Annotated in this window: 17 protein-coding genes; 11 read left to right on the forward strand and 6 right to left on the reverse strand. The window is 65.8% G+C overall.

What is annotated here, in order from left to right:
- Window positions 1-42 precede the first annotated feature (42 nt).
- Complete coding sequence (locus tag JQ507_17255; GenBank protein ID QRI73088.1) at window positions 43-378, forward strand: PAAR domain-containing protein; 336 nt, start codon at window positions 43-45, stop codon at window positions 376-378.
- A 276-nt stretch (window positions 379-654) separates the two neighbouring features.
- Here the strand turns inward: JQ507_17255 and JQ507_17260 are convergent, their stop codons facing one another.
- A complete protein-coding gene (locus tag JQ507_17260; GenBank protein ID QRI73089.1) occupies window positions 655-981 on the reverse strand; it encodes an NIPSNAP family protein in 327 nt (108 codons plus the stop codon).
- A gap of 167 nt (window positions 982-1,148) precedes the next feature.
- Here JQ507_17260 and JQ507_17265 point away from each other — a divergent pair, with 167 nt between their 5' ends.
- The 3 genes from JQ507_17265 (at window position 1,149) to JQ507_17275 (ending at window position 3,980) form a co-directional block, all read left to right on the forward strand.
- Entirely contained in the window at window positions 1,149-1,823 is a 675-nt protein-coding gene (locus tag JQ507_17265) for a response regulator transcription factor (GenBank protein ID QRI73090.1), read from the forward strand.
- Window positions 1,820-3,199, forward strand: a complete 1,380-nt coding sequence (locus JQ507_17270; GenBank protein ID QRI73091.1) for a HAMP domain-containing histidine kinase — start codon at window positions 1,820-1,822, stop codon at window positions 3,197-3,199. Before JQ507_17265 ends, JQ507_17270 begins: the two co-directional genes overlap by 4 nt.
- 115 nt (window positions 3,200-3,314) lie before the next feature.
- Complete coding sequence (locus tag JQ507_17275) at window positions 3,315-3,980, forward strand: SAM-dependent methyltransferase (GenBank protein ID QRI73092.1); 666 nt, start codon at window positions 3,315-3,317, stop codon at window positions 3,978-3,980.
- A gap of 230 nt (window positions 3,981-4,210) precedes the next feature.
- Here the strand turns inward: JQ507_17275 and JQ507_17280 are convergent, their stop codons facing one another.
- Both JQ507_17280 and secG read right to left on the reverse strand, forming a co-directional pair.
- Window positions 4,211-5,842 (reverse strand): CTP synthase, encoded by a 1,632-nt coding sequence (locus JQ507_17280; GenBank protein QRI73093.1) that lies wholly within the window; start codon window positions 5,840-5,842, stop codon window positions 4,211-4,213.
- A 167-nt stretch (window positions 5,843-6,009) separates the two neighbouring features.
- A complete protein-coding gene (gene secG / locus JQ507_17285) occupies window positions 6,010-6,399 on the reverse strand; it encodes a preprotein translocase subunit SecG (protein QRI73094.1) in 390 nt (129 codons plus the stop codon).
- A gap of 203 nt (window positions 6,400-6,602) precedes the next feature.
- Between secG and JQ507_17290 the strand changes: the two genes are divergently transcribed.
- Together JQ507_17290 and JQ507_17295 are read left to right on the forward strand one after the other, a co-directional pair.
- Window positions 6,603-7,169, forward strand: coding sequence for a helix-turn-helix domain-containing protein (locus JQ507_17290; protein ID QRI73095.1), 567 nt, complete (start codon window positions 6,603-6,605; stop codon window positions 7,167-7,169).
- 3 nt (window positions 7,170-7,172) lie between these two features.
- Window positions 7,173-7,700: a GNAT family N-acetyltransferase gene (locus JQ507_17295; GenBank protein QRI73096.1), complete on the forward strand. Its 528-nt coding sequence runs from the start codon at window positions 7,173-7,175 to the stop codon at window positions 7,698-7,700.
- Window positions 7,701-7,802: 102 nt separating this feature from the next.
- On the opposite strand, the gene JQ507_17300 is transcribed toward JQ507_17295, so the two are convergent.
- The gene (locus tag JQ507_17300; GenBank protein QRI73097.1) at window positions 7,803-8,555 is read right to left on the reverse strand and encodes a triose-phosphate isomerase; all 753 of its coding nucleotides are present in this window, start codon (window positions 8,553-8,555) and stop codon (window positions 7,803-7,805) included.
- Window positions 8,556-8,795: 240 nt separating this feature from the next.
- On the opposite strand from JQ507_17300, the gene JQ507_17305 reads away from it, so the two are divergent.
- The 4 genes from JQ507_17305 (at window position 8,796) to moaC (ending at window position 13,133) form a co-directional block, all read left to right on the forward strand.
- Window positions 8,796-10,685 (forward strand): SurA N-terminal domain-containing protein, encoded by a 1,890-nt coding sequence (locus tag JQ507_17305; protein QRI73098.1) that lies wholly within the window; start codon window positions 8,796-8,798, stop codon window positions 10,683-10,685.
- 70 nt (window positions 10,686-10,755) lie between these two features.
- Window positions 10,756-11,769, forward strand: a complete 1,014-nt coding sequence (trpD, locus tag JQ507_17310; protein ID QRI73099.1) for an anthranilate phosphoribosyltransferase — start codon at window positions 10,756-10,758, stop codon at window positions 11,767-11,769.
- 10 nt (window positions 11,770-11,779) lie between these two features.
- The gene (gene trpC / locus JQ507_17315; GenBank protein QRI73100.1) at window positions 11,780-12,601 is read left to right on the forward strand and encodes an indole-3-glycerol phosphate synthase TrpC; all 822 of its coding nucleotides are present in this window, start codon (window positions 11,780-11,782) and stop codon (window positions 12,599-12,601) included.
- A 4-nt stretch (window positions 12,602-12,605) separates the two neighbouring features.
- Window positions 12,606-13,133 (forward strand): cyclic pyranopterin monophosphate synthase MoaC, encoded by a 528-nt coding sequence (gene moaC / locus JQ507_17320; protein QRI73101.1) that lies wholly within the window; start codon window positions 12,606-12,608, stop codon window positions 13,131-13,133.
- 15 nt (window positions 13,134-13,148) lie between these two features.
- On the opposite strand, the gene JQ507_17325 is transcribed toward moaC, so the two are convergent.
- Window positions 13,149-13,313, reverse strand: a complete 165-nt coding sequence (locus tag JQ507_17325) for a Flp family type IVb pilin (GenBank protein QRI73102.1) — start codon at window positions 13,311-13,313, stop codon at window positions 13,149-13,151.
- Window positions 13,314-13,746: 433 nt separating this feature from the next.
- Here JQ507_17325 and JQ507_17330 point away from each other — a divergent pair, with 433 nt between their 5' ends.
- Complete coding sequence (locus JQ507_17330; GenBank protein QRI73103.1) at window positions 13,747-16,479, forward strand: EAL domain-containing protein; 2,733 nt, start codon at window positions 13,747-13,749, stop codon at window positions 16,477-16,479.
- Window positions 16,480-16,482: 3 nt separating this feature from the next.
- Here the strand turns inward: JQ507_17330 and JQ507_17335 are convergent, their stop codons facing one another.
- On the reverse strand, window positions 16,483-17,835 hold the full coding sequence (locus tag JQ507_17335; GenBank protein ID QRI73104.1) for a S41 family peptidase: 1,353 nt from the start codon (window positions 17,833-17,835) through the stop codon (window positions 16,483-16,485).
- Window positions 17,836-17,962: the final 127 nt, after the last annotated feature.

Below are 17,962 nucleotides of genomic sequence, written 5' to 3' on the forward strand. Positions count from 1 at the left end.
CCCTGTAGACTGACGCGGAACGGATTCCCAGTGAGGCAGAACATGCGCATTTCGCTTGTCATCGGAGCCGTGGCCGCCATGTCGGCGATCTCGGGCCTGGCCCATGGCCAGGCCAGCAGCCAGCCCGGCGTCGTCACAAGCGGCGCCGCCGGCGTCATCGTCAACGGCAAGCCGGCCGCCCGCAGCGGCGACACCACCAGCAATGGCGGTCCGCTGGTCGAGGGCGTGCCCAACGTCCTGATCAACGGCAAACCGGCGGTGGTGATGGGCGACCGCACGCATTGCGGCGGCAAGGCGACCTCGGGGAGCCACGGCGTCTTCATCAACGGCAAGCCGATGGTCCGCGAAGGCGACCAGACCTCAGGCTGCCCGCAATAACGCGCCACCGCAGCGGCGCTGTCAAAATATCGAAAACAACCCCATGCAAAGGAGCAGGCGACTTTCGGCGTTCGAAGGTAGCTGTCGACAAGGTGGCTTGACCCGTCGGGCAAATCAGGGATATATTTCCAGTATTCCGAAATCGTGCAGCCTCCCCCGCAAGGCTTACGCAACTGGCGACGTCCCGGCGTGACGAAGCTATTTTGCGCTGAAGCGACAAGGCAATCCATCGCTCGCAAATGCGATGCCAATGGATTGCTTCGACGGCAGTCGGCGTTACTTCACCGATGAGAACGCGGTCGGCACCAGAAGCTGGTTTTCGATGGTGAGAACGATCTGGCCGTCCTCCTCGGTCTTGGCGCGCGCGGCGATCCATTCCGGATCGGTCTGGAATGCGGTCCATTTCTTCTCGCGCTCGGCGAGCGATTCCCAGGCCAGCAGATAGGTCAGGTCCTGGTTGGATTCGCCGACCAGCGTCGTGAAGAAGCCAGCCTGCCTGATGCCATGCTTGTCCCAGAGCTTCAACGTGACGGTCTCGAAGCGCTTGAGCAGTGCCGGCAGCCGGCCCGGCAGGCAGCGATAGACGCGGGTCTCGTAGATCATTGGCGGTCCTCCCAGATGTGGTGCGGACGGTTATAGCCAGCGGGTTCCGGGCTGTCTTGAGGGGGCGCCAACATGGCACCCCTGCTCGCCCGCGGCGGCCATTTCCGCAATGTTGTTGCAATGTGACTTGCCCTAAAACCGGCTGTTGGGAGCAGGACTGAGAGGACATGCGGATACTGCTGGTTGAAGACGAGGCGGAGATGGCGGCCGCGCTGTCGCAGGCGCTGAAGGGCTACGACATGGTGGTCGACCACGTGCCGACCCTTGCCGAGGCCGAGGAGGCGATTTCCGCGGACGTGCATGGCGCGGTCCTGCTCGACCGCCAGCTGCCCGACGGCGACGGCCTCACGCTGATCCCAAAGCTGCGCGCCAAGGCCGACGGCGTTCCGATCATCGTGCTGACCGCGCGCGGCGACCTCGCCGACCGCGTCAGCGGGCTCGACAGCGGCGCCGACGACTATCTGGCGAAACCGTTCGCGGTCGAGGAGCTTCTGGCGCGACTGCGTGCCGTGCTGCGCCGGCCCGCCGGCCTGCAGCTCGAGATCATCAAGGCCGGCCGGATGGCGTTCGATTGCAGCCACCGCGAGGCCAGCGTCAACGGCCGCCCGCTCGACCTGCCCCGGCGCGAGCTGCTGGTGCTCGAGACGCTGCTGCGCCGGCTCGGCCGCACCGTGCTGCGCGCGACGCTCGAGGAAGCCGTCTACAATTTCGAGGACGAGATCCAGTCGAACGCGCTCGATGCCCATGTCTCGCGGCTGCGGCGCAAGCTCGCAGATACCGACGCCGGCGTCGAGATCCACAGCATCCGCGGCGTCGGCTACCTGCTCAAGCAGGTGTCATGAGCGAACCCGCCGACCACTATTGCTTGCGCTCGCAACTGAGCTGGCGGCTGGTCGCGCTGCAAGCCGTCCTGCTGACGGGACTCGTGCTCACGGTGCTCGGCGCGCTGTGGGCGTCCGGCTTCCTGCTGGTCAACCGGGACGAGGAACGCATCATCGACGTCGTGCAAGCGGCGGTCGCGCGCAACGCGCAGGGCGAACTCGTGCTGCGTTCGACCGACGATCTCAACAAGCTGCGCGCCGAGTTTCCCGATCTTTGGTTCGCCGTCCGGGACCGCGACGGGCACACGCTGACCGAAGGCGACGTGCCGCCGGATTTCGCGCGGATCGGCAATGCCCTCGATCATATCAGCCAGGCGCGGCTCGGCTATCAGATGCTGGAGGACAGCCCGGGCAAGCCCGCGGCGCGGCTCAAGCGGGTCAATACGGATGCGGGAAACGTTCAGATTCTCACCGCGACGCAGGGACGGATGACCGGCACCAAGGCGTTGTTGGTGATGGCGGTGACGTGCCTGGCCAGCACCCTGCCCGGCCTATTGCTGATGGCATGCGCCACCTTCATCGCAACGCCGATGGTGGTGCGGCGCGCCTTTGCCGGCCTTGAGACCGCGGCTGACGAAGCCCGCCGGATCGACTTCCGTCAGCGCGGCAGCCGGCTGTCGGCCGACCACCTGCCGCTCGAGGTCGCGCCGCTGGTAACCGCCGTCAACGACGCGCTGACGCGGCTCGACGACGGCTATTCGCGCCACCAGCGCTTCGTCGCGGACGCGGCGCATGAATTGCGCACGCCGATCGCGATCCTCAACACGCGTCTGGAGTCGCTGCCTTCAGGGCCAGAGAAGACCCGTCTGCTCGAGGACTCGGCGCGGCTTGCGACATTGGCCGAGCAGCTGCTCGACATCCAGCGCTTCGACCAGTGCCGCAATCCGTTCGGGCGCGTCGATCTCGTCGCGGTCGCGCGCAATGTCGCTGCCGATCTCGCGCCGCTGGCGATCGCGGCCGGCTACGAATTGTCGCTCGATAGCGCGGCCGATCGGGTCGACACGATCGGTGACCGCGCCGCGCTGGAGCGCGCGCTGACCAATCTCGTGCAGAACGCGATCCAGCATGGCGGCCGTCGCGGCACCATCACCATCCATGTCGGCAGCGCCACGACCATCGACGTGACGGACGAAGGCGACGGCATTCCCCGGGATCAGCGCACGCGGATATTCGATCCGTTCTATCGTCTTGCGCCGCAAGACCGCGGCGCCGGCCTCGGGCTGAACATGGTGCGCGAGATCGCGAGGCTGCATGGCGGTCACGTCTCCGTGCTCGACGGACCGAGGGGCGGCGCGTGCTTCCGCCTCACATTGCCGCCGGCACCGTACGCATCGTGATGCCCGAGAGCTTTCCAGCAACATTGCGCAATGCTGACGCAATGCAGGTCCCGCAAAGAAGACAGCGCGCCACGCAATCGAGTCGCGGCGCTGCGACACTTTGCTGGGAATCCCAATGGCACATGATCTGCTCTCTTTCTTCACCGCGTGGATGGCAGCCCCCGGCCGCGTCGGCGCCATCGCACCGTCAGGCGCGGCGCTCGCCGAACTGATCACGCGTGACATCAACGCCAACACCGGCCCGGTGCTCGAGCTCGGCCCGGGAACGGGCGCCTTCACCTATCAGCTGCTGAAGCGCGGCGTGCGCCAGCAGGACCTGACGCTGATCGAATACGGCTCGGATTTCATGCGGCTGCTGCAGCTGCGCTTTCCCGGCGCGCGCGTGCTGTGGATGGACGCAGCAAGGCTGGCGTCGGAACGGCTGTATGACGGCGCGCCGGTCGGCGCGGTGGTCAGCGGATTGCCGCTGCTCAACATGTCGCCGCGCAAGGTGATCTCGATCGTCGGCGGCGCGTTCAGCTATATGCGTCCCGGCGCCGCGTTCTATCAATTCACCTATGGGATGCGCTGCCCGATCCGGCGGCCGATCCTCGACCGGCTCGGCCTGCGCGCGACGCTGGTCGATCGCGCGCTTCTCAACGTGCCACCCGCCGCGGTCTACCGGCTGACGCGACGTCCGCAATACAGGCTGTTGACGCGTGACACAGCGCCTGCGGCCGGCACCAATGTGACACCGATCAAGCAAGAGCGCCGGGCCAACGAGGACTGCGCCGCCGTGTGACGGCGCAGCTGACACCTAAAGCCTGATGAGACGAGGTTGAGCTGTAGCGGCGTCGAAAGTTCACCTCTCCCTTGGGAGAGGTCGATTTGCGCAGCAAATCGGGTGAGGGGTTGCGGTCTATCGAGAGAGCAAGAGCCCTCACCCGGATTGCTGCGCAATCCGACCTCTCCCCGCCGGGGAGCGGTGAAGCAAGACCGCGCCAAGCCGATTCAACCAAAACTTATAGCGTCTCAGACCAGCCGGCTCTGCTTCGCCGCGGCTTCGATGAACGAAGCGAACAGCGGATGCGGTTCAAACGGCCGCGACTTCAGCTCGGGGTGGAACTGGACGCCGATGAACCAGGGATGGTCCTCGTATTCGACGATCTCGGGCAATACGCCGTCGGGCGACATGCCGGAGAAACGCAGGCCGTGCTGCTCGAGGCGGTCCTTGTAGGCGGTGTTGACCTCGTAGCGGTGACGATGCCGCTCCGAGATTTCGGTCGCGCCGCCATAGACCCGCGAGACGCGGCTGCCGCGGTTGAGCGCGGCAGGATAGGCGCCGAGCCGCATGGTGCCGCCGAGGTCGCCGCTCTGCGAGCGCTTCTCGAGCTCGTTGCCGCGCAGCCATTCGGTCATCAGGCCGACCAGCGGCTCCTTGGTCGGGCCGAACTCGGTCGAGTTGGCGTTCTCGATGCCGACCAGATTGCGCGCCGCCTCGATCACGGCCATCTGCATGCCGAAACAGATGCCGAAATACGGCACGTTGCGCTCGCGCGCGAACTGCGCTGCGCGGATCTTGCCCTCGGCGCCGCGCTGGCCGAAGCCGCCGGGCACCAGGATGCCGTTGACGTGCTCGAGGAACGGCGCCGGGTCCTCGTTCTCGAACACCTCGCTCTCGATCCAGTCGAGATTGACCTTCACCTTGTTGGCGATGCCGCCATGCGACAGCGCCTCGATCAGCGATTTGTAGGCGTCCTTCATGCCGGTGTACTTGCCGACGATGGCGATGGTCACCGCGCCTTCCGGATTGCGGACGCGCTCATTGATCACGTGCCAGCTCTGCAACGCCGGTGGAAGCTTCGCCGTGATGCCAAACGCGGCCAGCACCTCGTCGTCGAGCCCGGCGGCGTGATAGGCCTCCGGCACGGCGTAGATGTTGTCGACGTCGCGGGCCTCGATCACGGCGCTCTCGCGCACGTTGCAGAAAAGGCCGAGCTTGCGCCGCTCTTCCTTGGGGATTTCGCGGTCGGTGCGGCACAGCAGGATATCCGGCTGGATGCCGATCGAGCGCAGCTCCTTGACCGAGTGCTGCGTCGGCTTTGTCTTGAGTTCGCCGGCGCTTGGAATGTACGGCAGAAGTGTCAGGTGAATGTAGACGGCATGATCGCGCGGCAGCTCGTTCTTGAGCTGACGGATCGCCTCGAAGAACGGCAGGCCTTCGATGTCGCCGACGGTGCCGCCGATCTCGACCAGCACGAAGTCGTACTCGTCGTTGCCATCAAGCACGAATTCCTTGATCGCGTTGGTGACGTGCGGGACCACCTGGATGGTCGCGCCGAGATAGTCGCCGCGGCGCTCCTTGGTGATGATGTCCTGATAGATCCGCCCGGTCGTGATGTTGTCGGCCTTGGTGGCCGGGCGACCGGTGAAACGCTCGTAATGGCCGAGATCGAGATCGGTCTCGGCGCCGTCGTCGGTCACGAACACTTCACCGTGCTGATACGGCGACATCGTTCCGGGATCGAGGTTGAGATAGGGATCGAGTTTGCGAAGGCGGACCTTGTAGCCCCTGGCCTGCAGCAAGGCGCCGAGCGCCGCTGAAGCCAGACCCTTGCCGAGCGAGGAGACCACGCCGCCGGTGATGAATATGTACCGCGCCATGGGACTTTACCTTTAAGCCGCTTCCTGCGATTCGCAAAACGAATCAGCTGTTCCCGGCAAACAAACCACCGGGCTGTGGGTTATGCTAAATTGAGAGCGATTTCAGACTATTGATGGGTATTCCTGATGCAGGACGCCAGCGGTGCATCCTGCATGGCCACCCCGCTTTATTGCGACCGTGGTGCCTGCGGGCCGCTCGGAGCCTGCTGGCCCTGCTGCTCGTCGGTCTTCTTCAGCGAATCGAGGATGCCGCCCGAGGTCGGGGGCGTTAGCGGCGTGCCGCCGGCCGGCTGGGTCTGCGCCGGTGCGCCGGTGCCGATGATCGAGCTCGGCTTGCGGTCGTAGCCGGCGTACCAGGACAGGAACAGGCTGGTCACGAAGAAGCCGACCGCGAGGATCGCGGTGGTCCGCGTCAGCAAATTCGCGGTGCCGCGGCTCGACATGAAGCCGGCTCCGCCGCCCATGCCGAGGCCACCGCCTTCGGATTTCTGCAGCAGGACGGCGCCGATCATGACGGCGACGATCATGAGATGAATAATGATAACGACAGTCTGCATCGCAAGCCTTCCGTCATAAGCCGCCAAGCGGCCAGACAAACGGCGCTATCGGCTTTGCGGTTTTCGTGAAGTCGCGCTCTGTTACACGATTGGACCGGGCATTGTCACCCCCGAGATAGTCGCATCGGCTGACATCACAAGCGACGCCGATCGCACTCCGCCGCATCTTGATCGGTACCAGCCAATTCCATTATAATAGACGAATGGATACTTTGGTAGACGACCTGAGCCAACGCCTGGCGCTGCGGATCAAGCTCGAACGCGATGGCCGGGGCTGGTCGCTGGCCGAGCTTGCCGAACGCGCCGGCGTCTCGAAGGCGACCATCAGCAAGATCGAGCGCGCCGAGGTCAGTCCCACCGCGGTCGTGCTGGTGCGCCTCGCATCGGCCTTCGACCTCACGCTGGCCGGCCTGATGCTGCGCGCCGAGGGCCAGGGTGAGCGGCTGTCGCGTGCCGCGACGCAGCCGCTCTGGCGCGATCCGGAAACCGGCTATCTGCGCCGCCAGGTGTTCAGCCGCCCCGATCATCCGGTCGAGCTGGTGCGGGTCGAGTTACCGCCGAAGCAATCCGTCACCCTGCCCGCCTCGTCCTATGCCCATATCCGCCAGCTGGTCTGGGTCTTGAGCGGAAGCCTCGTCATCACCGAAGGCGGCGCGCGCCATCTGCTCGCGACCGGCGATTGCTTCGGCTTCGGCCCGCCGGCGGAAACGACCTTCGCCAACGAGACCAACACCGGCTGCACCTATGTGGTCGCCCTTGCCCGGAGCTGATGCATGCCGCACTTCGCCATCAAGCCACTCGCCGATGAACCCGGGATTCGCGATGCGCTCAGCGAGCTGTTGATCGAAACCGTCGCCAGCGGCGGCTCCGTAAGCTTCATGCATCCGCTATCGCCGGACGACGCCGACACATTCTGGCAGGATTCGCTCGGCGCCGCGGCGCGCGGCGAGCGAATCGTGCTCGGCGCATTCGACGGCAATGATCTGGTCGCCACGGTAACCCTGCTGCTCAAGCTGCCGCCGAACCAGCCGCACCGCGCCGAGATCGCCAAGATGATGACACGCCTCACCCACCGCAACCGCGGCGTGGCAACGGCTTTGCTGCGCGCCGCCGAGCAGCTTGCAATCGCGCACGGACGCACGCTGCTGGTGCTTGACACCGCCGAAGAGGACGGTGCCGCCCCACTCTACGAAAAAATGGGATTTCAGCTCAGCGGCCTGATCCCGGACTACGCGCTGAAACCGCATGGCGGCCTCACCGGGACGTTGATCTACTGGAAGCGGATCGGCGCGGCAACGTAGCCCGAAGCGTCATTGCGAGGAGCGAAGCGACGAAGCAATCCATCGATCCACAAATGGATTGCAGCGCTTCGCTCGCAATGACGTGGGTGGAGCGCCGTCCCGCTAGCAGCCCGCAGCGATCGCCAGAAAGTCCGATGCCTTCAGGCTGGCGCCGCCGACCAGGGCGCCGTTGACGTTGGCGACGGCCATCAGCTCGGCGGCGTTCGACGGCTTGACCGAGCCGCCATAGAGGATCCTGATCTTGTTTCCCTCGCCCTTGAAGCGATCGGTGAGCTGACCTCGGATAAACCTGTGAACTTCCTCGACATCTCCGGCGGTCGGCGTCAGCCCGGTGCCGATCGCCCAGACCGGCTCGTAGGCCACCACCAGGTTGACCGCGGTCGAGCCGTCGGGCAGCGAGCCGGCCAGCTGGGTGCCGCAGACATCGAGCGTCTGGCCGGCGTCGCGCTGCTCGCGCGTTTCGCCGATACAGACGATCGCGGTCAGCCCGGCGCGCCAGACGGCCTCCGCCTTCTGCCGAATCAAGGCGTCGGTCTCGCCATGGTCGGCGCGCCGCTCGGAATGCCCGACGATGATGGCCGTGGCGCCGAGGTCCTTGAACATTTCCGCCGAGAGGTCCCCGGTGTGGGCGCCCGATGCCTTCGGATGGCAATCCTGGGCGCCGACGGCGACCTTCGAGCCCCGCGCCTTGTCGGCAAAGGCCCCGACCAATGTCGCGGGCGGACAGACCAGCAGATCGGCCTTCCCGGCGACATCGCCGGCGCCGGCCAGCATCGCGTCGAACTCGGCAAAGGAGGATTTCAGGCCGTTCATTTTCCAGTTGCCGGCGATCAGCGGCCGGATGGCGTCGGTCATGTCGGATTTCCCATCATTCAGGCGTCCCCCTGCGCTATCAGAGCCGAGCGGCGACTTCCAGAGCGCGGCTTCGCGCCTGCCGTGCGACGCTTGCGCCCGCGCGCCCGAGGTTGCGGGGGGGCTTCGGCCACTTTATAAGCCTTTTCAATTCGGTGACGCCCTGCTGCCGGACAAGAAGTCCCGACTTTTGGTCCCACTTGGGCACGATCCGGTTCCCCTCCTGCAAAACAAGTTGGACCCATGCTTCGAGGAATGCGGAAAGCCTCATCAAACTGGCTCGGCAAGACGATTATGGCCGCGGTGATGGGCGTTTTGATCGTCAGTTTCGGAATTTGGGGCATTGCCGACATCTTTAAGGGGTTTGGCCAGTCGACCTTCGCCAAGGTGGGCGGGACCGAAATTTCGGCCGAGCAGTTCCGCCAGATCTATACCGACCGCCTGCAGCAGCTCGGCCGCCAGTTCGGCCGTCCGCTGACGCCGGACCAGGCGCGCGCCTTCGGGATTGACCGACAGGTGCTGCAGCAGACGCTTGCGGAAGCCGCGTTGGACGAGGAAGCGCGCCGCACCGGCCTCAATCAATCCGATGCCGAGGTGCTGCGCACGATCTACAACGATCCGAACTTCAAGGGCCTCAACGGCCAGTTCGATCCGCAGCGCTTCCAGTCCGTGATCCGCAACTTCGGCTACACCGAGGGCCGCTACATCGCCGAGCAGCGCCGCGTCGGCCTGCGCCGGCAGATCGCGGGCACCATCTCGTCCGGGATCGAACCGCCCAAATCGATGGTCGAGGCGCTGACCCGCTTCCAGAACGAGCAGCGCTCGATCGATTACGTTACGCTCGGCGCCGCACAGGCCGGCACCATCGATCCGCCCTCGCCCGAGGCGCTCGCCGCCTATTTCGAGGACCACAAGGTCCAGTTCCGTGCGCCCGAATACCGCAAGATCGCTTTCGTCGCGATCACGCCGGAGGAAATCGGCAAGTGGGAAACCGTGTCCGACGAGGATGCCAGGAAGATCTTCGAGGAGCGCAAGGACCGGCTCAGCACGCCGGAGAAGCGCGAGGTCTCACAGATCGTGTTTCCGGACGCCGGCGAGGCGCAGGCCGCCCGCGCCCGCATCACGTCAGGCACCTCGTTCGACGACATCGCCAACGAGCGCAAGCTCAGTCCGGCCGACGTCAACCTCGGACTGGTCGCGAAGTCGGCGATCCTCGATCCGGCCGTCGGCGATGCGGCCTTCTCGCTGCCTGCGGGCGAAGTCAGCCAGCCGGTCCAGGGCCGCTTCGGCATCGCGCTGGTCAAGGTCGGCAAGATCGAGCCCGGCGTGACCCCGAGCTATGAGAGCCTCGCACCACAGGTGAAGAACGAGATCGCGACCGAGCGCGCCCGCGCCAAGGTCGCCGAGCTGCGCGACAAGATGGAAGACGAGCGCGGCGGCGGCTCCAGCGTGATCGACGCGGCGCAGAAGCTGAAACTGACCGCCGTCACGATCGACGCGGTCGATCGCTCGGGGCGCCTGCCGAACGGCCAGGTCGCGTCAAACATCCCGCGCGGCCTCGACGTGGTGTCGCAGGCCTTCAACAGCGACGTCGGCGTCGACAACGACCCGATCCAGTTCAACAACGGCTATGTCTGGTACGACGTGCTCGGCATCACGCCGTCGCGCGAGCGCACCCTTGACGAGGTCCGCGACCAGGTCGAGGCCAAGTGGCGCGACGACCAGATCTCCGCCAAGCTGCGCGCCAAGGCGACCGAGATCGTACAGAAGCTCGACAGCGGCGCCAAGCTTGCCGATGAGGCGGCCGCTGCCGGCGTCAAGGTCGAGACATCGGCGAACTTCAACCGCGAGGCCTCGCCGGCCGGCGTGATCGCGGCAGCGTTCCGCACCGCCAAGGATGGCGACGGGCAAACGTCGACCGCTGGCGGCAGCCAGTGGGTCGTGTTCCGCGTCACCAACGTGACGGTGCCGCCGGTCGACTTCGCTTCCGACGCGGCCAAGCAGCTCACCGAGGCGCTGCGGCGCTCGCTGAGCGACGAGCAGGTCGCGCAATATGTCAGCAAGATCGAGTCCGACATCGGCGTGACCGTCAACCAGGCAGCCTTCGCACAGGTGACAGGCGCGAATAATTGAGCATGATCCGGATAGCGCGACGGCGCGCTGTCCGCAGATCAAGCTCCAACAACAGACCCTGAGCCCGCGAATGGACGACCTGAAATCGATCATCGGAAAAGTCGCCACCGGCGCCACGCTGACGCGTGAAGAAGCGGCCTCCGCCTTCGACAGCATGATGTCGGGCGAGGCCACGCCCTCGCAGATGGGCGGGCTGTTGATGGCGCTGCGGGTGCGCGGCGAGACCGTCGAGGAGATCACTGGCGCCGTCACCGCGATGCGCGGCAAGATGCTGCCGGTGAAAGCGCCGGCCGAGGCCGTCGATATCGTCGGCACCGGCGGCGACGGCTCCGGATCGGTCAACGTCTCGACCTGCGCGGCCTTCATCGTGGCCGGCGCCGGCGTGCCCGTCGCCAAGCACGGCAACCGCGCGCTGTCGTCACGCTCGGGCGCCGCCGACGTGCTGGCCTCGCTCGGGGTCAAGCTCGACCTGACGCCGGCCCAGGTCGGACGCTGCGTCGCGGAAGCCGGCATCGGCTTCATGTTCGCGCCCTCGCATCATCCGGCGATGAAGAATGTCGGCCCGACCCGGGTCGAGCTCGCCACCCGCACCATCTTCAACCTGCTCGGGCCGCTGTCGAACCCGGCCGGCGTCAAGCGGCAGATGGTCGGCGTGTTCTCGCGGCAGTGGGTGCAGCCGTTGGCGCAGGTGCTGAAGAATCTCGGCTCGGACAAGGTCTGGGTCGTGCACGGCTCCGATGGCCTCGACGAGATCACCCTCACCGGCCCGACCTTCGTCGCGAGCCTTGAGAACGGCGAGATCGGGACGTTCGAGGTGACGCCCGAGGAGGCAGGCCTTGGCCGCGTCGGCGGCGAGGCGCTGAAGGGCGGCGATGCCGACGCCAACGCGATCGCGCTCTCCAGCGTGCTCCAGGGCAAGCCGAGCGCCTATCGCGACGTCGCCCTGCTCAACGCCGCCGCCGCGCTGATCGTGGCCGGCCGCGCCAAGGACTTGAAGGAAGGGGTTGCGATCGGCGCCCAGTCGCTCGACAGCGGCGCGGCCGCGGCGCGGCTGAAGCATCTGGTTGCGGTTTCGAACGGTTGAGAGTGCAGAGATGTCCGACATCCTGACCAAGATCGAAGCCTACAAGCGCGAGGAGATCGCCGTCGCCAAGCGCGCGCGTCCGCTCGCCGATATCGAGGCGCAGGCGAAATCGGCCGCGGCACCGCGCGGCTTCGTCCGCGCCCTCACGGACAAGCACGGACGCGGCGACTACGCGCTGATCGCGGAAGTGAAGAAGGCCTCGCCCTCGAAGGGGCTGATCCGGACCGACTTCGATCCGCCGGCGCTCGCAAAGGCCTACGAGGTCGGCGGCGCTGCCTGCCTGTCGGTCTTGACCGATGCGCCCTCGTTCCAGGGCCATCTCGACTTCATGGTCGCGGCGCGTGCGGCGACCAACCTGCCGGTGCTGCGCAAGGATTTCATGTTCGACACCTATCAGGTGGCGGAAGCGCGCGCCCATGGCGCCGACTGCATCCTGATCATCATGGCCGCGCTCGACGACGTGGCGGCCAAGGAGATCGAGGATGCCGCCCTCGGCTACGGCATGGACGTGCTGATCGAGATCCACGACCGCGTCGAACTCGACCGTGCGCTGAAACTTCGCTCGCCGATGATCGGCGTCAACAACCGCAATCTGCGCACCTTCGAGACCACGCTCGCGACCAGCGAGACGCTGGCGCCGCTGATCCCGCACGATCGCCTGATGGTCGGCGAGAGCGGCATCTTCACGCCTGAGGATCTCGCCCGCCTCGAGCGCGTCGGGATGTCAACCTTCCTGGTCGGCGAGAGCCTGATGCGCCAGCAGGACGTCACTGCGGCCACCCGCGCGTTGCTGACGCGGCAGGCCGCCCCGCGCGCCACCGCAACGCGCTGACGCGATGGCGCGGAAGTCCAAAGCAAAAGCCCAGGCCGAGCCGTCAGGCTCCGGCACGGCCCTCACCCATATCGATGCCAAGGGCGAGGCGCGCATGGTCGACGTCTCGGCGAAGCCCGCGACCGAACGGACCGCGGTCGCCGAAGGCCGCGTTCTGATGAGCAAGGCGACGCTGGCGCTGATCGAATCCGGCCAGGCCAAGAAGGGCGACGTGCTGGCCACCGCGCGGATCGCCGGCATCATGGCGGCCAAGCGGACCTCGGAATTGATTCCGCTCTGCCATCCGCTGGCGCTGACCAAGGTCACGATCGACATCGCAACCGACCGCAAGCTGCCCGGCTGCATCGTCCGCGCCAGCGTCAAGGTGACCGGGCCGACCGGCGTCGAGATGGAGGCGCTGACCGCGGTGTCCGTCGCCTGCCTCACGATCTACGACATGATCAAGGCGGTCGAGCGCGGCGTGCGCATCGAGGGCATTCACCTGATCGAGAAGATCGGCGGCAAGTCCGGGCACTATCGCGCCGGCGCGTGATCGCCGGTTCTCCAGCTACTTCAATGAGCCGCTGATCGAACTGAAGGTGCCCGAGAGCTTGGTGCCGACACCCTTCACCGCAGCGATGATGGCGATGGCGATGCCGGTCGCGATCAGCCCGTATTCGATCGCGGTGGCTCCGGTCTCGTCGGCGCAAAAATTCCGCAGGAGTTTCTTCATGGCCCTCTCACGCACTGCACTGAGCGCGACGACACGCAAGCAACGTGCCGACGATGACATCGAGCAGCGTCATGGACTTAGATCGTAAACGGACTCTTGCGGCGATCACGCACACGGCAAAGGATTCCGTCGCATCGGATCGCGACCGGCAGAATTTGCAGTTTCGTTCGTGAAACTTTTTGTCCCGATTTCAGTCACCCCCGAAACGGCGCGCCGACCCCGTAAAGCTTCATGCACGGCAATTTCCACATCTCGTCGGTCGGATGGAAATCAGTTGCGTTAACGCCGTAAGCCGTGCTGCCCACTCGCGCAGGCAACTATTCGTTAACCAACCTCGCTAACCGGCGCTCCATTTCGTTTGGCTACGACTTTCGCGGGCCGGAGGTGCACGAAACCTACTTCCGGGTGAAACGCCTGGAAACGATAGCGACAGATGAATCAAAACGGCAGCGCCTCGTTCAACATCGCCTCGGTGATCGGTAGCGGCCCGATCCGCTGGCTGATCCTCGGCGGCGCCGTGCTGATGGCCGCGATCGCGATCGGCGCCACCTTGATGGCCGGGAATTTTCGCGAGCGCGCCCTGAACAACAGCGAGCGCGAGCTCGAGAACACCGTGCTGCTGCTGGCGCGGCATTTCGACCAGCAGCTCGACGATCTCGAAGTGGTGCAGCGCGACCTGATCGCGTTCATGCGCGACAACGGGATCGCGACGGCTGAGAATTACAGGCGCCGGATGTCGTCCGCCGACATCCATGCGATGCTGAAGTCCAAGATGGACGCGCTGTCCAATGTCGGCAGCCTCAACGTGTTCGACGCCGACGGCGCGCTGATCAACAGCTCGGGCGCCCTGCCGCTGCCGCAGGCTTCGATCGCCGATCGCGACTATTTCAACATCTTCAAATCCAGCCCCTACTCGCCGGACATGATGGTCGCGCCGGTGGTCAGCCGCGTCAGCGGAAACTGGACCACCGCCATCGTCCGCAAGGTGACCGGCCCGCACGGCGAATTCCTCGGCGTGGTCGGCCGCGGCATCGAGCCGGCGACGTTCGAGAAATTCTTCTCTACCGTTGTGCTCGGCGAAGGCGCCGCGATCTCGATGCACCATCGCGACGGCACGCTGCTGGCGCGCTATCCCCATGTCGAGGAAATGATCGGGAAGAATTTCCGCAACGGTCCCGCCAACCAACAGCAGGTGTTCGAGCTGCCGCAGAGCACCACAAGGATGGCGAGCCCGGTCGACGGCAAGGACCGCCTGCTGTCGTCGCGGGCGCTGACCAAATTCCCGATCGTCGTGGTCGCCACGACCACCACGGAGGCGGCGCTCGCCAACTGGCGCGAGCAGATCGGCATGCTGATCGCGGTCGCCGCGGCATCCGTTCTGGCGATCGCGATCCTGCTGACGCTGGTGGTGCGCAAGCTGATCCAGCAGCATCGCGCCCAGCAGCAGCGCCTGACGCTGGAGAAGCTGCGGCTCGACACCGCCGTCAACAACATGACGCAGGGGCTGTTGCTGTTCGATGCCACGCAGCGGCTGGTGATCTGCAACAAGCGCTACATCGAGATGTACGGACTGTCGGCCGACGTCATCAAGCCCGGCTGCAGCTTCCGCGACGTCATCGTGCATCGCCATTTGACCGGCTCGTTCCAGGGCGACGTCGAGCGCTACGTCAACCTCGTGCTGCGCGACGTCGGCGTCCGCAACACGATGGTGATCGCGACGCCCGACGGCCGCTCGATCCAGGTCGTCAACGAGCCGCTGGCCGACGGCGGCTGGCTTGCGACCCACGAGGACGTCACCGAGCGCCGCCGTGCCGAGGAACGCATTACGCATCTGGCCCATTACGACGCGCTCACCGACCTGCCGAACCGGGCGCTGTTCCACGAAGAGATCAAGCGCGAACTGGCCCATGTCACCCCGGACAGCCAGCTCGCGGTGCTCTATATCGACATCGATGAATTCAAGGGCGTCAACGACTCGCTCGGCCACATGGTCGGCGACGAACTGCTCAAGTCGGTTGCACGGACGCTGAGCGGCGTGATCGGCGACGGCGACTTCGTGGCGCGGCTCGGCGGCGACGAATTCGCGATCGTGCAGACCGGCGTGACGAGCGAGTTCGAGGTCACCGACCTGGTCGCGCGCATCTACGAGGTGATCCGCTCGCCCTATCAATGCCTCGGCCACCAGGTCACGACCGACGCCAGCATCGGCATCGCGCTGGCGCCAAGGGACGGCACCGATCTGGACCAGATCATGAAGAACGCCGACCTGGCGATGTATGCGGCGAAGTCGGCCGGTCGGCGCGTCGCGCGCTTCTTCGAGCCGGCGATGGACGCCGATGCCCGCGCCCGCCGCGAGCTCGAGATGGAGTTGCGGCAGACCATCGCGGCCGGCAGCGGCCTCGAAGTGTATTACCAGCCCTGCGTCGACCTGCGCAGCAACGAGATCACCGGCTGCGAGGCGCTGGTGCGCTGGCGGCATCCGGTGCGCGGCATGATCTCGCCGGCCGAGTTCGTGCCGATCGCCGAGGAGACCGGCCTGATCAACCAGCTCGGCGAATGGGTGCTGATGACGGCCTGCAAGGAAGCCGTGAACTGGCCCGACCAGATCAGGCTCGCCGTCAACGTCTCGCCGATCCAGTTCCGCAGCGGCACGCTGGCACTCAAGGTGATCGCGGCGCTCGCGGCGTCGGGGCTGTCAGCCGGCCGATTGGAGCTCGAGATCACCGAGGCGGTGCTGATCCGCGACGACGAGACGGCGCTTGCCGCAATGCACCAGCTCCGCGCCATCGGCATCCGGATCGCGCTCGACGATTTCGGCACCGGCTATTCGTCGCTGAGCTATCTGAAGCGCTTCCCGTTCGACAAGATCAAGATCGATCGCTGCTTCGTCACCGACATCGCCGATCCGCAAGGCTCAGCCGGCATCGTCGAGGCTGTCGTCAACATCGCGGCCGAGCGCAGCATGACCACGACGGCGGAAGGCGTCGAGACCGCGCAGCAGCAGCAATTGCTGCGCGAGCTCGGCTGTTCGGAGATGCAGGGCTATCTGTTCAGTGCGCCGAAGCCGGCCGCGCAGATCCGCGAGCTGCTGGCCGGACACCGCCAAGGCCCCGCCGCCGGCGCGGCCGCGACGCGCCGGCGAAAACCTGTCGCCGGCGCGGCGTAGTGGCTAGTTCGGCACCGGCCGCTTCTGCGCGGTCTTGGTGTCGGCATTCTTGGCATCGGCGTTGACGGTGACGCCGCGCAGCTGGTTGAAGGCTGCGGCCAGCGCCTTGTCGTTCTTCTCATCCGGCGGAACGTAGGACTGCGAGCCGGTCTGCTCGGCGCCCTCGGCCGAGAGATGGCCGCGCATCGACGCCTCACCCTTGATTTCCGAGCGGGTCTTGAACTCGTCCGGCACGTCCTGCAGCACCTCGATGTCGGGCTTGATGCCAAGCGCCTGGATCGAATGGCCTGATGGCGTGAAATAGCGCGCGGTGGTCAGCGCCAATGCGCCATTGCCGGCGCCGAGCGGAATGATGGTCTGCACCGAGCCCTTGCCGAACGAGCGGGTGCCGATCAGGGTCGCGCGCTTGTGGTCGTGCAGCGCGCCGGCCACGATCTCCGAGGCCGAGGCCGAGCCACCATTGATCAGCACGACGAGCGGCTTGCCCTTGGTCATGTCACCGCCATGGGCGGTGAAGCGCTGGGTCTCTTCCGGATTGCGGCCGCGGGTCGAGACCACCTCGCCGCGCTGCATCAAGGTCGAAGTCACCGACACCGCCTGGTCGAGCAGGCCGCCGGGATTGTTGCGGAGGTCGACGACATAGCCGGCGAGCTTGTCCTGCGGGACCTCCTTCTGGATCTCGCCGATCGCCTTGCGCAAGCCATCGGTGGTCTGCTCGTTGAACGATGTGATTCTGACATAGCCGATGTCGCCGCCCTCGACGTGATACTTCACCGGGCGGACGCGGATGATCTCGCGGGTGATCGAGAGCTCGATCGGCTTGTCGGCGTCCTTGCGGACGATCTTCAGCCGGATCGAGCTGTTGGGCGCGCCCTTCATCTTGTTGACGGCCTGGTCGAGCGTGAGGCCCTGGATCTGCTCATCGTCGATCGAGGTGATCACGTCGCCCGACATGATGCCGGCGCGCGAGGCCGGCGTGTCGTCGATCGGGGCCACCACCTTGACGAAGCCGTCTTCCATCGTGACCTCGATGCCGAGTCCGCCGAACTCGCCATGCGTGGTCTCCTGCATCTCCGCCCAGCCCTTCTCGTTCATGTAGCGGGAGTGCGGATCGAGCGAGGAGATCATGCCGTTGATTGCGCCCTCGACCAGCTTGGAGTCCTCGGGCTTCTCGACATAGTCGGTCTTGATCTTCTCGAACACCTCGCCGAACAGATTGAGCTGCGAATAGGTGTTGTCGGAATGCGCGGCGGCATTGGCGACGGCGAACAGATGCGCCCCCTGCGGCGAGGCCACGAGCAGGGTGAGACACGCTCCCGCAACCGTCCCGAGGAAGAAGCCAAAATGTTTGCGCATTATCCGTGATCCCTTCGCTAGCGGCCGGCAACGTTTCGCAACATACGGCCCACCTCACCCCGACGCGGAGCACCACACAACGGCTTTTTGGTCGGATCAAGGCCGCCTCGTCACCGGACCATTACGG

The sequence above is a fragment of the Bradyrhizobium sp. PSBB068 genome, assembly GCA_016839165.1.
GTDB lineage: Bacteria > Pseudomonadota > Alphaproteobacteria > Rhizobiales > Xanthobacteraceae > Bradyrhizobium.

Coding starts and splice junctions, on each gene's coding strand:
- secG (QRI73094.1), bottom strand. CDS start 6,399: ATGCAGACTGTCGTTATCATTATTCATCTCATGATCGTCGCCGTCATG.
- JQ507_17280 (QRI73093.1), bottom strand. CDS start 5,842: ATGGCGCGGTACATATTCATCACCGGCGGCGTGGTCTCCTCGCTCGGC.
- JQ507_17325 (QRI73102.1), bottom strand. CDS start 13,313: ATGAAGAAACTCCTGCGGAATTTTTGCGCCGACGAGACCGGAGCCACC.
- JQ507_17290 (QRI73095.1), top strand. CDS start 6,603: ATGGATACTTTGGTAGACGACCTGAGCCAACGCCTGGCGCTGCGGATC.
- JQ507_17300 (QRI73097.1), bottom strand. CDS start 8,555: ATGACCGACGCCATCCGGCCGCTGATCGCCGGCAACTGGAAAATGAAC.
- JQ507_17330 (QRI73103.1), top strand. CDS start 13,747: ATGAATCAAAACGGCAGCGCCTCGTTCAACATCGCCTCGGTGATCGGT.
- moaC (QRI73101.1), top strand. CDS start 12,606: ATGGCGCGGAAGTCCAAAGCAAAAGCCCAGGCCGAGCCGTCAGGCTCC.
- JQ507_17335 (QRI73104.1), bottom strand. CDS start 17,835: ATGCGCAAACATTTTGGCTTCTTCCTCGGGACGGTTGCGGGAGCGTGT.
- trpD (QRI73099.1), top strand. CDS start 10,756: ATGGACGACCTGAAATCGATCATCGGAAAAGTCGCCACCGGCGCCACG.
- JQ507_17275 (QRI73092.1), top strand. CDS start 3,315: ATGGCACATGATCTGCTCTCTTTCTTCACCGCGTGGATGGCAGCCCCC.
- JQ507_17270 (QRI73091.1), top strand. CDS start 1,820: ATGAGCGAACCCGCCGACCACTATTGCTTGCGCTCGCAACTGAGCTGG.
- JQ507_17255 (QRI73088.1), top strand. CDS start 43: ATGCGCATTTCGCTTGTCATCGGAGCCGTGGCCGCCATGTCGGCGATC.
- JQ507_17265 (QRI73090.1), top strand. CDS start 1,149: ATGCGGATACTGCTGGTTGAAGACGAGGCGGAGATGGCGGCCGCGCTG.
- JQ507_17295 (QRI73096.1), top strand. CDS start 7,173: ATGCCGCACTTCGCCATCAAGCCACTCGCCGATGAACCCGGGATTCGC.
- JQ507_17305 (QRI73098.1), top strand. CDS start 8,796: ATGCTTCGAGGAATGCGGAAAGCCTCATCAAACTGGCTCGGCAAGACG.
- trpC (QRI73100.1), top strand. CDS start 11,780: ATGTCCGACATCCTGACCAAGATCGAAGCCTACAAGCGCGAGGAGATC.
- JQ507_17260 (QRI73089.1), bottom strand. CDS start 981: ATGATCTACGAGACCCGCGTCTATCGCTGCCTGCCGGGCCGGCTGCCG.